The organism is Sphingobacterium chungjuense, assembly GCF_011316935.1.
Lineage (GTDB): Bacteria > Bacteroidota > Bacteroidia > Sphingobacteriales > Sphingobacteriaceae > Sphingobacterium > Sphingobacterium chungjuense.
This window is the reverse complement of the sequence record NZ_WLYS01000004.1, coordinates 284,032-297,693: the sequence shown is the minus strand read 5'-3', so window position 1 is coordinate 297,693 and position 13,662 is coordinate 284,032. Positions and strand designations below refer to the sequence as shown.

At 43.8% G+C, this 13,662-nt stretch carries 9 protein-coding genes; all 9 read right to left on the bottom strand.

Annotated elements, in window-relative coordinates; all coding sequences use genetic code 11:
* Nucleotides 1–71 precede the first annotated feature (71 nt).
* A complete protein-coding gene (gene nrdE, locus GKO22_RS11920; RefSeq protein ID WP_166335315.1) occupies nt 72–2,177 on the bottom strand; it encodes a class 1b ribonucleoside-diphosphate reductase subunit alpha in 2,106 nt (701 codons plus the stop codon).
* Nucleotides 2,137–2,544, bottom strand: coding sequence for a class Ib ribonucleoside-diphosphate reductase assembly flavoprotein NrdI (gene nrdI / locus GKO22_RS11915; protein ID WP_166335313.1), 408 nt, complete (start codon nt 2,542–2,544; stop codon nt 2,137–2,139). Before nrdI ends, nrdE begins: the two co-directional genes overlap by 41 nt.
* Nucleotides 2,545–2,574: 30 nt before the next feature.
* Nucleotides 2,575–2,808 (bottom strand): glutaredoxin family protein, encoded by a 234-nt coding sequence (locus tag GKO22_RS11910; RefSeq protein WP_066756813.1) that lies wholly within the window; start codon nt 2,806–2,808, stop codon nt 2,575–2,577.
* 478 nt (nt 2,809–3,286) lie between these two features.
* Nucleotides 3,287–4,786, bottom strand: coding sequence for a RagB/SusD family nutrient uptake outer membrane protein (locus GKO22_RS11905; RefSeq protein ID WP_166335311.1), 1,500 nt, complete (start codon nt 4,784–4,786; stop codon nt 3,287–3,289).
* A gap of 11 nt (nt 4,787–4,797) precedes the next feature.
* The gene (locus GKO22_RS11900) at nt 4,798–7,806 is read right to left on the bottom strand and encodes a SusC/RagA family TonB-linked outer membrane protein (RefSeq protein WP_240920283.1); all 3,009 of its coding nucleotides are present in this window, start codon (nt 7,804–7,806) and stop codon (nt 4,798–4,800) included.
* Nucleotides 7,807–8,176: 370 nt separating this feature from the next.
* A complete protein-coding gene (locus tag GKO22_RS11895) occupies nt 8,177–9,973 on the bottom strand; it encodes a serine hydrolase (protein WP_166335309.1) in 1,797 nt (598 codons plus the stop codon).
* Between the two features lie 133 nt (nt 9,974–10,106).
* Nucleotides 10,107–11,354 carry a threonine ammonia-lyase IlvA gene (gene ilvA / locus GKO22_RS11890; protein ID WP_166335307.1) on the bottom strand — a complete coding sequence of 416 codons (1,248 nt, stop codon included), beginning with the start codon at nt 11,352–11,354 and terminating at the stop codon, nt 10,107–10,109.
* Between the two features lie 31 nt (nt 11,355–11,385).
* Nucleotides 11,386–12,540 carry a 2-isopropylmalate synthase gene (locus GKO22_RS11885; RefSeq protein ID WP_166335305.1) on the bottom strand — a complete coding sequence of 385 codons (1,155 nt, stop codon included), beginning with the start codon at nt 12,538–12,540 and terminating at the stop codon, nt 11,386–11,388.
* Nucleotides 12,541–12,582: 42 nt separating this feature from the next.
* Nucleotides 12,583–13,662 (bottom strand): 3-isopropylmalate dehydrogenase, encoded by a 1,080-nt coding sequence (leuB, locus tag GKO22_RS11880; protein ID WP_166335303.1) that lies wholly within the window; start codon nt 13,660–13,662, stop codon nt 12,583–12,585.

The window sequence follows — 13,662 nt, the reverse complement described above, 5'->3', positions numbered from 1 at the left end:
AAACTGAACCGGTATACCAAGGTATTCCGATTCAGTTCCGATTGGGATTGAATTATACTATAATAAAATGTTTATGCCGAACACGAGATACATTCCTCGATGGTCGATTTGCGCGTACGAGTGTAATACAAAGACTTCAGCCCTAATTTGTGTGCGTAAATATAATACTTCGCTAAATCGCGGGTACTGTCCTTAGAATTGGTGTGCAAGATCGTGGATACACCTTGATCAATATGACGTTGAATAACAGAAATCATTTTCAACACTTTCATCTGATCCATATCATACGCAGACTTGAAGTAGAAGTAATTATCGTTGGTCAAGTATGGCATTGGGTAGTATGTAGTACTATCACCGTATTCGCGCACTTCGATGATATCTACAATCGGCATGACCGATGCCGTAGCATTCATGATGTACGATGTCGATTGGTTTGGTGCGATCGCCAAACGGTACGCATGGTAGATACCATGTTCTTTTACTTGTGCTTTTAAGTTTTCCCAATCTGCAATAGTTGGAATATGTACACCTTCGAATAATTCTTGAACTTTATCTGTTTTAGGAAGATAATCGCGTTCTAGGTATTTGTCGAAATACGTACCATCAGCATAAGCTGATTTCTCAAACCCGACGAAAGTACGGCCACGTTCTTTGGCGATATCCATAGAGGCTTCCAACGAATAGTAGTTCATCATCATGAAAAAGGTATTCGCAAAATCTAATGCTTCTGTAGATTCATACATGATAAAACTTTTGGCCAAGAAGCCATGCAGGTTCATCGCGCCTAAGCCAACGGAGTGCAACTCACGGTTTGCTTTAGCAATAGTTGGTACCATTTCGATATCCGTTACATCCGTGACGACAGTAAGGGCACGCATAGCCGTTTTTACGGTTTCTTTGATCCGCTTATTGTCCATTACCGTCGCGACGTTTAATGAACCTAGATTACAAGAAATACCGTAGCGAATGGTGTCTTCCTTACCGTAGATATTGATATCAGATACTTCAGATACCTGCATAATCTCGGTACAAAGATTCGAGAATTTCACATTTCCGATGCCGTTAAGTGCATGCGCTCTATTCGCATTTTCTTTATAGAAGATATAGGGGTATCCCGACTCTTTTTGAGTTTGCGCAATCTTAACCAATAGGTGGCGCGCATTGATTTTCTTCTTTTTAATATTAGGATTGGTGATCAATTCATCATACATGGCATCCATATCTAGCTCATCTAGATATTTGCCATACTCTTGCATCACCGTATGTGGGTAGATCAAATAGCAAGCTTCATCTTTCTCTGCCAATTCCATGAATTTGTCGGGCACGATAATACCGATGGATAAAGATTTGATACGCACTTTCTCATCGGCATTGATCTTTTTACAATCCAAAAACTCTTCAATATCGGAGTGGAAAATATTGAGATATACCGCACCAGCACCTGGGCGTTGGCCTAATTGATTGGCGTAGGAGAAGGTATCTTCCATGATTTTCATGATCGGCAACACACCGCCAGCACGGCCTTCCACACCTTTGATAGCTTCGCCACGAGCTCGTATTTTTGAGATATTGAACGATACACCGCCACCGATCGATGATAGCTTCATCGCCGAGTCGATGGCATAGCCAATACCATTAAGATTGTCGCCTACTTCATCTAAGAAGCAAGAAACCAATTCTCCGGATCTTTTCTTACCAGCGTTCAGGAATGTCGGCGTAGCGGGCTGATATTCTTGGCTGATCATAATTTCTGCATATTCAAAGGCTTTTTCTACACCTTCTTCACGGGCTAGAAACAACGAAACTGCCATGACGCGGTCTTCATATCTTTCTAAGAATTTCTCGCCCGAGTCATCGCGCAACGCATAGCTTTGAAAAAACTTGAAAGCGGCCATGAAAGACTGGAAGCGAAATTTCTTCGCATATACATAATCGTATACTTGTTGAATCTCTTCGAAGGTAAACCACTGATAGAAATCAATGTAATAGTTATTCTCAATAAGATAGTCTACCTTTTCTTTTAGGTTATAAAAGAAAACGGTGTTCTTATTTACATATTCTAGGAAATAAGCTCTTACCGCTTCTTTGTCTTTATGTAAGCTAAACTCGTCATCATGTTTGATCATGATTTCGTTGTTAAGCAATATCCAGTTTTTCGCTACGTCGTTTGCAATCATAATATTGATTTTTTATAATGTCAATAAACTCATTAATATCTACCAGAGTCCCCGAAAGTTCGAACTTTAAACCAATAGGGAGGTCGAAGTTCTCTGCGAGTTTATCTGCTGCAACGGCGAAGTTTCTTCCCCAGTTGCGGTTGCCACTTGAACTCACGGAATGAATCATGTGGTTGTATTTTTCGATGAAGGCTTGTGTCTTTTCAGGCACTTTGCCAAAGTTAATCGTGTAAGTCACTAAATGACCCATCGTTGATGGTATGGTATCCTCTTCGATACGGGTAGCTTGCCACCCAGTTATCTGGATCACTTTATGAATAAAGCGATCTACATTTCCTGTTTTTGAATCGTAGTAAATATGAATCATGGTTCGTATTTAGAGGGTTTACTATACGGTTTACAACGCGATATGGTCTAGTTCCTCTGGTTTGAAACCAATGATTCTGTGTTTGATTTCATCTTCTTCCAACACTAGTACCGTAGGTACCGTGCGTACTTTGAATTTTACAGCCAATTCTGGCTCATCAAACGGGTTGATTGTTTCGTAAGATACACCCTTGTTGTCCAAGTAGGAAGATACCTGTGCGCATGGTGCACAGTCATTCTTTTCAAATTTAATGATTCTTGCCATGTCTATTTAAAATCTTTTGGGGGTAACTTTAAGCTGACTATAGGGTTCAGCTTACGTTTGCCATAAATAAATATTCTATTGAGTCGGAATCGTAATAATTCCTTAGTGTTAAACAAAGATCAACTATTTTTTGATGGGTAAGTTAACTGGACTTTTCCACATGGCGTTGCTGAAAGGCAGTTAAAGCTCGCTTCCCGAATGTGTTGTTTGGTAATATTCTGATTTACAGGGTCAAAAGTATGTGGATAACTTTGAAAAGCAGAAAATATTTTCCTGATAAATCGTCTAAATCTACAGTAATTTTGACGAAAAAATAGCAGGAAAACGGATGGAATTCTATTGACTTTGTAGAATAAATTTTGTACAGTAGATTAAGCGAATGGCTGCGCTGCCTTACTTCCTAAAAAGACAAATTCCTCCGGTTTTATTTGCCGGAGGAATTTAATGGTTAAGGAATTCGGTTTCAGCAGTCTACTGCTTAATAGCCTGGGTTTTGTGTCAGATTGGTGTTCCCTAATTGATTCAGAGGAATCGGGAATAGCAGTGCTCGAGGATCTGATGCCGGTTTTTCCTGCCAAGCATCCAAGTACTTGCCAAAGCGAATTAGATCTGTACGGCGGTGCGATTCCCAGAAAAATTCACGACCAAGCTCATCCAGCAGATCGTCTGTCGTCAATGTGGCCAAAGCCGTGGCGTTTCGCTGCGTCCGCACTTCGTTTACTAAAGGCAACGCCAAGGCGGCCTGATTCATGCGTAGCAAGGCTTCTGCTTTCATTAATAAAACGTCTGCATAACGTAGGAAAACCCAATCATTCTCGGCATGTCCTGCGCCAATGTTAGCATAATCTGGCACATATTTGACGACGCGTATGCCTGTTACTTCCAGATTATTTCCGCGCTCAATGATACTCACTTCTGGTGTGAAGCTTAGCGGATTGCCGCGACGGTCTTCCCGCGCTACTCCTTGCGCATTGACCTGTGGGCCCATCAAGAATCCCATATTCATACCAGAGATATTGGTCACGCCTGGGTAGGGAGAGCTCCTGCGTTGATCGGCTTGCTCATATTTATCGTAGAAATCGGATAGCGTGGCAAAGCCATTCCATCCACTTGGATTCATATTATAGTGTAAGGTAGTTCTCAGAATGGAATAAATATCTCCAGAATTACTGCCGCCAATATTCGCCCCGACAAAGATGTTTTCAGACGATTCGTGGTTGTTCAGGTTGAAGTTGTCAAAGTAGTTTTCTGTTAAGGAATAGCGACCGATGATCTGGTCGGCCAATGTTACGACCATTTGCATATCGGCATTGTCGAATGTTGGTGTTTCTCTATTCAAGAATGCGCCTCTATTCAGATATACTTTCATGAGCATCATGCGAGCGGCATCTTGATTGGCTACCTGTGGATTTCCTGTTGGCAAATCGGGCATAATCTCGTTTAATTCGGAGATCAAATATTCCATTTGCTCTTCGGCGCCGCGAACGCGTGGCATACCCAAAATGTCTTCGCCCGGTTCGCGGTAGGGAACCTGACCCCAACCATCTAAAATAGAAAACTGCGCAAATGCGCGAATAAAACGCGCTTCGGCCGCTTGTCTTGGCGTAGGATTGTAGCGCAACAAATCTGTTCCGGCATAACTCACGGCGTTTAAGTTTCTAAAAACATCGTGAATGCGGACGTGATCTGCCTGCCATTGATGTAAAAATAAGGCGCGCCAAGCACCATTATCATCCCAATCGCCACCGCGTGTTGGTGGAATGGTTTCGTCTGATGTGGTTTGTTGTAATGCCCACCAGCCACCATTTCCTTGATAGGGTGATCGCATAGAAATATAAGCTCCTTGCAACAAAGCTGCGGCATTTACAGCTCCTGGTTCGGTATCCGAAATTTGTCCGTTAAGCTGTTCATCTAGCTTCGTACATCCGCCAAAGGCGATGCAGCCCGCTAATATCATACTATATATGTTTTTTTTCATGTTTTCGAAGATTAGAGAGAGAAGTTAACACCTAGATTAAAAGTCCGTACTGGCGGGTAGCCAATGTAATCAATACCCGCAGAGCCCGTGTTGCCTACGCCTTTGGCGGTGTTGACTTCTGGATCAAACCCAGAATATTTGGTGAATAGCAATAAGTTGGTACCATTGAAGAAGATATTGAGATTCTTCAACGAAGCGCCAATATTACCTACACGGTAACCAATCGTTGCATTCGCTAATTTTAGGTAACTTCCATTCTCGATAAAACGGGAAGACGGCGCGGCCGAGTTGGTCAATGATTCCTGAATAGGAGAGTCTAACAAACCGGCTGCAATATTTCTGAATCCACCCAAATTGGTGATTGGTAATACCGTGTTGGCGGTATTATTATAAATATCCTGCCCCAACATACCGTTGAAGTTCGCAGAGAAAGTGAATCTTTTGTACGCCACATCAGTGCTAAAGCCAATCAAGGCACTAGGATTTGGATTGCCCATGTACAGCATAGTAAAGCCATCATCGGTATAGGTGGAGAATCCTTCTGGGCTTAAGCCAGTATATTCACGCGTCATGATAGCAAACATCGGCAAGCCTGCTTGAATGACTTGCACCGTAGCACCTGACACACCTTGGCCACTTAGTGCACCGGTGAGGATCACATTGTTCATATTGTTCACTTCATTTTTCAATAAAGTCAGGTTAGCCCCGATATTCCACGTCAAGTTTTCTTTTTGAATTACGTTCGAATGCAAGCCAAATTCTACCCCGCGGTTGCGAATCTCTCCATCCAGATTGCTCCAAATAATGGGTGCATCCGGTGCATTTGGATACAATGGAATGGTCGGATAGAGAAGATCGGTGGTTTTCTTATCGAAAACATCAATCGAACCCGTCAACTTCGTGCCGAATAACCCGAAGTCTAAACCGATATTCAATTGTTCGTCGCTCTGCCAACGCAAATCTTGATTACCGTTATTAATCGGTCTTACGGCATTATCATTTATAAAGCCGTAACGGTTGATGGCTGATCCAGCTGGAAATTCCTGGTTACCGGTACGTCCCCAACCAGCGCGCAAGCGCAATTCGCTCAACCATTCTACATCTTGCATAAAGCTTTCATTGCGAATGTTCCAAGCCGCAGAGAAAGAAGGGAAGTTACCATACTTGTTATTAGCGCCAAACTTGGTTGAACCATCACGTCGTATCGTAGCGGTCAATAAATAACGCGAGTCGTAGTTGAATATCGCGCGGAAGAAGTAAGATTGTAACTCCGTGGTTGGGTCGTTGAACGAATTAACAGTGCGATTTCCGCTGGATCCTGCTTGTAATGCATCGGTATAATCAATGTCGATATCACCATAATTGATGCCACGAAAATCCATGCCTTTGTACGTGAAATTCATATACTCATAACCGATTACCGCATTCAAATTCAGTTTGTCGGCAATCTCTCTATTGAAGGTCAACGTATGTGTTAATTGGCTCGTTAATAGTTCATTATTAGCATACGATGCTTCGCCGCCTAGTGTGCCACCATCTTGATCGGCTACAATGCCGGGGATGTTGATCCAACTTCTGGTCGAAGCACGACGAATACCTGAGCTGTAATTTACTGCTCCTAAAACACGGTATTCTAACCAATCATTGAATTTGTAATAAGGGGAAACGCTACCGATCACCGTCGTTACGCGCGCATGATCATTATTGGCCTCTGCCATCCCTAATGGATTGATGATCGATGTACCGTACTTAATATTAAGTGAACCATCTTCATTATATAGCCGTTCGGTGGGATTCCAGTTGAGCGCTTGACCGACTAAGCTGCCTTCAAAACCCGCATCGGTCGTTACCGCTGCCAATTGTTCATTGGTTTGCGTACCAATCAGTCCCAAATCAAGACCTAATTTTTTGCTTTCCAGCATGCGAAAGTTACCGTTGACCGAAGCAGCCACCTTTTTAAAGCCACTTTTGATCAGGATACCTTCTTGATCTTGGTAACCGATGGAAGCACGAAATTTGGCATCTTCCGTACCGCCACTCATGGATACCGCATAATCTTGAATGATGGCGTTGCGCGTAATCGCACCCATAGCATCCACATCAGCTCCCAAATCACCGCCCGTAATTCCATAACTATTTAAGGCGCCACGGAACTGATTGGCATCTAAGATATCTAAGCGGCGCATCAGGGAAGAGACACCGGTAGATGCATTGACATTGACCTGCAGATCGCCCGCTTTACCGCGTTTAGTATTGATCAAAACCACACCGTAGGCTGCACGCGCACCGTAAATCGCGGTGGCGGAAGCATCTTTTAGGATTTCCATGCTTTCTATATCCGACGTGTTGAGAAATACCAATGGATTTCCACCCGGCGTAGCCCCAACTGCAGCACTACGTGATGGACGTGGTGAGCGACCATCTAAGGCAATTCCATCCACCACATATAGTGGTTGGCCATTTCCCGTGACGGCAGAATTACCACGGATACGCACCGTTGTTTCGCCACCCGGTTGGCCACTATTGTTAATCATTTGTACACCAGGAGCTTTACCTTGGATCAATTGATCTGGCGCGGTGAATGGCCCCTGATTAAAGTCTTTTTCACTCACCTTGGTGACCGCACCGGTTAGGTCTTTTCGCTGTACGGAAGCATAACCGACAACGGTAATTTCACCAATATCTTCGCTAGACGAGGCTTGCAAATTGATACTTAATGGCGACATGTTTTCGCTAACGCGAATGGTTTCCCGATAGGTTTCATAGCCTAGGAAAGAAACAATAAGCGTGTAGCTTCCCGCAGCTACGCCACTAAAACTAAACGATCCGGTGGCATCTGTACCGGCTTTTCGATCCAATTCTACTAATGTTAAGGTAGCTCCCGAAATAGCCTGTCCGTCGCCGGTTACTTTGCCATTCAGAGTAGCATTTTGAGCAAACGCAATGTTTCCGTGTAGTAGGAAAAGTACTAGCGCGGACACAAGCATGCGAATACCTTGAGCAGGTAATTTTGATTTCATGTGTAGTGTGTATTAAGTTTATTAAATAGTAGTTTTCACGCCATAAACTTGGGACAGCGTGATTAGACTGCTCCAAAGCGTACATTTTTTAAGTTTATATTTTTATAAGTGGTAACCAAATTTAATAAAAAATGACACCTGTGGAGTATAAACTTGGAAATATATTCCTTTCTGGGAAAATTTGTTGGGAACAGACCGAAAGTCGCTATGGGATCATCACCTGAGAAAAAAATGCGCATAGCAGTGCTAACACCGAGAGTTTTGAGGTGGCTGCTGTCGATTAAAGAGATGATTTTATTATCTCGTGTTTATGAAATAATACTGTGTTTGCGAACAAAAAAGCGCAAATTCGATACCCATTTACAAAAGGTTAATCACCAATTCTTTTGGCGGCGAATGTACCATTGGGTTGAATCGCATAGAGCGTGCTTGCTTTTCCAGTGCTTTCATCCAGCACAAAGCGAATCGCAAAACCAGCGAGGTCTTTGATCTTAAAATTGTGGTTGCCTTGCGCGATCGTTTCATAATTATTTTGGCCAGGTACATCCATATAGATTACATTATCCTTTACTGTGATCGTAATCTTCATATTACCCACAGCGTATTCGCCTACGTAAGCTTCTAAATCTTTTTTGCTTACCTCTTTGGCGCTGGCCTTACGTGTGAATTCGAACGATTCTGGAAGATCTAGTTGTGCGCTTTTAATGTCGCCATCAAAACCAGTGTGAAAAGTGATCTTTTGCGCCTCGTCATCATCTTGCTTTTTCTCTTTATCGGTACTCAGCTCTCTAAGCGTGAACGTGTCATAATGATAATGCTCCAAGTGGTGTTCTTTTGTGGCTAAATGTGTTTTTAGAACACCATTTTCGAAGCGTATCTCAAATTGTCCGTATGCGGGATGATGATATAGTCCTACATAATCCGCGAACAGATGGGATGGCTTAGTACCTTTCACTTGTTTTAAATCATCTTCTAGCGGTTTTACTGCCGTTTCTACACTGTCTTGTTGCACACCACGCGTATTCCAATTGACGTAAGATAATCCCAATAATTGATCGCTAATCAAATTGCGAACAACGCTCGGTACTTCGGATCCATTTTGATTCGTCAGCACCACAATGCCCAAGGAATCACTAGGAAAGAACGCCACGGACGCAGAAAATCCGTCAATATTGCCGCCGTGCTCTACTTGGTAATGACCGCGATATGAACCAATCATCCAACCCAAACCATAGTTTTTGAGGTGTACGTCTGTTTGTTTGGTAGAAGGTAAGGCCGCGGCGATCACCATCTGCGAACTCATGGCTTCCTGAACGTATTTTGCTGGCAAAATCTGTTTGTTGTTGTACTTCCCTTCGTTCAACCATACTTTTAACCAATTGGCCATTTCTGCCACGCTGCTATTAATACTACCGGCCGGGCCCATGCCGTTGATATTATAATAAGGCATATACTCGATCTTTTTTTCGTCGTCTACCGTGTAGCCTCGTGAAGCATTTTTATTGGTCGACATATCAGCAATACCCAAATTGGTTTGCGTCATGCCGAGTGGCTTTAGAAAATGGGTACGAATATTATCCTCCCAAGATTTTTCAGTCATCTTCTCGGCAATCATACCTTGCGCTAGGTACATGAAGTTGTTGTACAGCCAAGTACTGCGTAGATCGGCAGTTGGTTTCATGTATTGCACACGTGCCAATAGGCTGTCGCGAGCATCGGTATTGAAGAGATACCACGAAAGATCATATCGGGAAAGCCCAGTGCGATGTGCCATCAGATCGCGTACAGTCACTTGGCTTTCGCGTCCATCTTGAAAACGCAATGCTGGTAAATGCTGCGTGATTTTATTATCTATTGAAAGGCTATCGCCAAATAATTTACCGACTAAGCCAGCGGTAAAGGCTTTGGTTGATGAACCTATAGCATACAAAGTTTGCGGTGTAGCTGGCAGCTTCTCTTCGTAATTACGATAACCGTAACCTTTGCTGTAGAGCAAGCTATCCTTATGCACGACAGCGACAGAAAACCCAGCTACTTGATAATCTGCCCGCACTTTTTCGAGTAAAGAATCGATAGTAGACCAATCGGCAGAAGTTTTTGTTTGAGCTTGTGTTACATGTACGCAGATGCTCAACAATAGGAGCAAGATGAAAGTGGATTTACGCATGAAAAGGAAATCTTGGTATAGCACGGTCGCTAAAATATTGGTTTGTAATAAATTCTTCTGAAAGATACGAATTTATTCAATTCCGCCGGATCAATTGGAGATTAACCCAGCGGAATTGATTAAATATTTGGTGTTAAACCAAATATTCAAAGAGCGTTTGATCTTTATTGATTTCAATAAAGTCAAACTTATAGGCTTTTAAGCGCTCGATCAGGCTGGTGTAATCTTTGGCCGTGCCTAGCTCGACACCGATCAATGCCGGTCCGCGTTCACGCTCGGTTTTTTTGATGTACTCGAAGCGCGTGATGTCGTCTTTTGGTCCTAAAACTTCGGTGACCAATAATCTCAATGCACCCGGACGTTGTGGAAATCGCACGATGAAGTAATGCTTGATCCCTTCGTACAAGAGCGACATCTCTTTGATTTCGCCCATACGATCAATATCATTGTTGCCACCAGACACGATACATACTACTTTCTTGCCGCGAATCTCTTCTTGGTGAAAGTCCAATGCGGCGATTGATAACGCCCCTGCAGGTTCGGCTACGATAGCATCTTTATTATAGAGTTCTAAAATAGTTGTACATATCTTACCTTCTGGCACAGATCGTACGCTATCCAATAATTGGCTAGAAATAGCAAATGGAAGTACACCAATTTTCTTCACAGCGGCACCATCCACAAACTTGTTGATGCTCTCTAACTCAATCGGTGCGCCATGCTTCATCGCGGCTTGCATAGAAGCTGCTCCTTCAGGCTCTACGCCGTACAATTTTGCCGCCGGTGCATGTTGCTTCATGTAAAGACTTAATCCCGAAGACAATCCGCCGCCACCGATGGGCATAATTACTGCTTCGACATCGGGTAAATCTTCCAAGATCTCTACCGCGACGGTACCTTGGCCTTCAATGATTTTGATATCGTCGAAAGGCGGGATGAATACCATGGCATGTTCAGCAGCATATTCCAAAGCGGCTTTTTGGCAGTCATCAAATGTATCGCCCGTCAATACAATTTCTATATTGCCATTGCCCCACATTTCTGTTTGCGTAATCTTTTGGCGCGGTGTTGGGCCGGGCATAAAGATCACGCCTTTAATGTCTAGCTTTTTGCATGATAGGGCAACGCCTTGTGCGTGATTGCCTGCACTAGCGCAGACTACGCCACGCTGTAAATCATCCGCCGACAGGCTACTGATCTTATTGAATGCGCCACGCAATTTGTACGAACGCACGACTTGTAGATCCTCGCGTTTCAGGTAAATCTCTGCGCCGTACTTTTCCGACAGATGATGATTATATTGCAATGGCGTACGAAAAACGACATCTTTAATGCGCTCTTTGGCAGCCAGTGAGTCGATTTCCAACGTGGATAAATTCATGTATTATTGCGATTATGGATAAAAGAAAAGGTTATTTGACTAAGGTCAAAAGATCCTCGTCCACAATGTCTTTTTTGGCATCTGCCAATACGAGAAAACGCTCGTAGGTAGCTGCTAATGCTTCTTTGTCCATCGTATATCCCAAGCGCTCGAGATGATGCTTCAAGGCGTGACGGCCAGAGCGCGCGGTCAGAATAATACCCGCTTCATCCAAGCCTACATCTTCTGGGCGGATGATCTCGTAATTCTCGCGGTGCTTCAAGAAACCATCTTGGTGAATTCCGGAGCTATGCGCAAAGGCATTTTTGCCCACGATAGCTTTGTTTGGTTGTACTGGCATGCGCATCATGGAGCTCACCTTCTGTGAAATGGCAGTGAAGAGCTTGCTATTGATATTGGAAGTAAGATCTGGGAAGTGTGCAGCATGTACTTTCAAGATCATGGCCACTTCTTCTAATGAAGTATTTCCTGCGCGTTCGCCTATACCGTTGATGGTACATTCTACCTGACGGGCACCATTTTGAATCGCGGCGATGGAATTGGCTGTTGCCAAGCCCAAATCATTATGGCAATGTGCCGAAATGATCGCCTGATCAATATTTTTTACGTTTTCTTTCAGGTATTTAATCTTCGCACCATACTGATCGGCCAAGCAGTAGCCATTGGTATCTGGAATATTGACGACCGTGGCACCTGCTGCAATAACCGCTTCGACCATTTGCGCTAAGTAAGGAAGGTCGGCACGGCCAGCATCTTCTGCGTAGAATTCTACATCTTCCACAAAACTTTTAGCATGCTTCACGGCAGCCACAGCACGATCTAGAATTTCTTCACGTGTGCTGTTGAATTTGTATTTGATGTGCATATCCGACGAACCGATACCAGTGTGGATACGTGGACGTTTAGCATATTTTAAAGCTTCGGCTGCCACGGTAATGTCGTTTTCATTGGCACGCGTAAGGGCACAGATAATCACGTTGTCTACCGCTTTAGAAAGCTCGACGACAGACTGGAAATCTCCGGGACTGGATACGGGAAAACCCGCTTCAATAATATCCACGCCTAGTGTTTCCAGATCTCTGGCTATTTCGATTTTTTCCGGTGTCGTAAGTTGGCAACCGGGTACTTGTTCACCATCTCTAAGGGTGGTGTCGAAGATATACAAATGATTCGGATCGTGTAACATAGGGTTCGAAATTTAGTACTTTACAGTATGTTTATATATCGGTTATCTTGACTTCAATAATTCAATGACCTTTTGGCCCATGGCTACGGTGCCTAGAATGCGATCGGCAGGTGTGTCGCTTACCGCAATATCAGATGTTCTCCATCCTGCTTTCAATGCTTGGTCTACGGCGTCGGTAACGGCTTTTGCTTCTTCTTGCAATCCAAAGGCAATATCTAGCATTAAGGCAGCTGATAGGATAGAGGCTAGTGGATTCGCTTTGTCTTGGCCAGCAATATCATGTGCAGATCCGTGAATCGGCTCGAAAAACCCAGTGCCATCACCAATAGAAGCGGAGGCCAACATGCCCATCGATCCAGCGATCTGCGAAGCTTCATCCGTCAAGATATCACCAAATAGATTCGCGGTCAATACCACATCAAATTTCTTCGGATTTTTCACCAGTTGCATCGCTGCATTGTCGATAAACATGTGCTCGGTTTCTACATCTGGGTATTCGGCAGCTAACCCTTGTACCACTTCTCTCCACAGGCGAGAGGTCTCCAATACGTTGGCTTTATCTACGGAGCAAAGACGCTTGCCACGCGTTTGTGCCGCCTCAAAAGCTTTGCGTGCAATACGCTCTACTTCGTAGCGGTGGTAGTTCATCAGGTCGGAAGCGAAGGTGTTATCTGTATTACGTGTTTTCTCCCCGAAATACACATCACCGGTCAACTCACGGAAGAATAAAATATCAGTCCCGCGAAGGATCTCTGGTTTCAAACTAGAAGCATCCAACAGCTCATCGAATAATAAGATAGGGCGTAAGTTAGCGTATAGGCCTAGTTCCTTCCGGATTTTCAACAAGCCTTGCTCTGGGCGTACTTTGGCTGAAGGATCATTGTCGTACTTAGCATGACCAATCGCGCCGAATAAGATTGCATCAGAAGCTTTGGCTTTTTCCAAAGTTTCATCAGGCAAAGGATTGCCAGAGGCTTCAATCGCGGTATGCCCCATAATGGCGTTGTCAAATGCAAACTCATGTCCGAATTTGGAAGCGATTACTTCTAGTACCTGCTTACCCCATTCTGTGACCTCTTGTCCGATACCATCACCCGGGATGATTAATATATTCTTCTTCAT

What these genes read in the sequence shown, in the direction of transcription:
- nrdE (WP_166335315.1), bottom strand. Translation starts at nt 2,177, where the DNA reads ATGATTGCAAACGACGTAGCGAAAAACTGGATATTGCTTAACAACGAA.
- nrdI (WP_166335313.1), bottom strand. Translation starts at nt 2,544, where the DNA reads ATGATTCATATTTACTACGATTCAAAAACAGGAAATGTAGATCGCTTT.
- GKO22_RS11910 (WP_066756813.1), bottom strand. Translation starts at nt 2,808, where the DNA reads ATGGCAAGAATCATTAAATTTGAAAAGAATGACTGTGCACCATGCGCA.
- GKO22_RS11905 (WP_166335311.1), bottom strand. Translation starts at nt 4,786, where the DNA reads ATGAAAAAAAACATATATAGTATGATATTAGCGGGCTGCATCGCCTTT.
- GKO22_RS11900 (WP_240920283.1), bottom strand. Translation starts at nt 7,806, where the DNA reads ATGAAATCAAAATTACCTGCTCAAGGTATTCGCATGCTTGTGTCCGCG.
- GKO22_RS11895 (WP_166335309.1), bottom strand. Translation starts at nt 9,973, where the DNA reads ATGCGTAAATCCACTTTCATCTTGCTCCTATTGTTGAGCATCTGCGTA.
- ilvA (WP_166335307.1), bottom strand. Translation starts at nt 11,354, where the DNA reads ATGAATTTATCCACGTTGGAAATCGACTCACTGGCTGCCAAAGAGCGC.
- GKO22_RS11885 (WP_166335305.1), bottom strand. Translation starts at nt 12,540, where the DNA reads ATGTTACACGATCCGAATCATTTGTATATCTTCGACACCACCCTTAGA.
- leuB (WP_166335303.1), bottom strand. Translation starts at nt 13,662, where the DNA reads ATGAAGAAGAATATATTAATCATCCCGGGTGATGGTATCGGACAAGAG.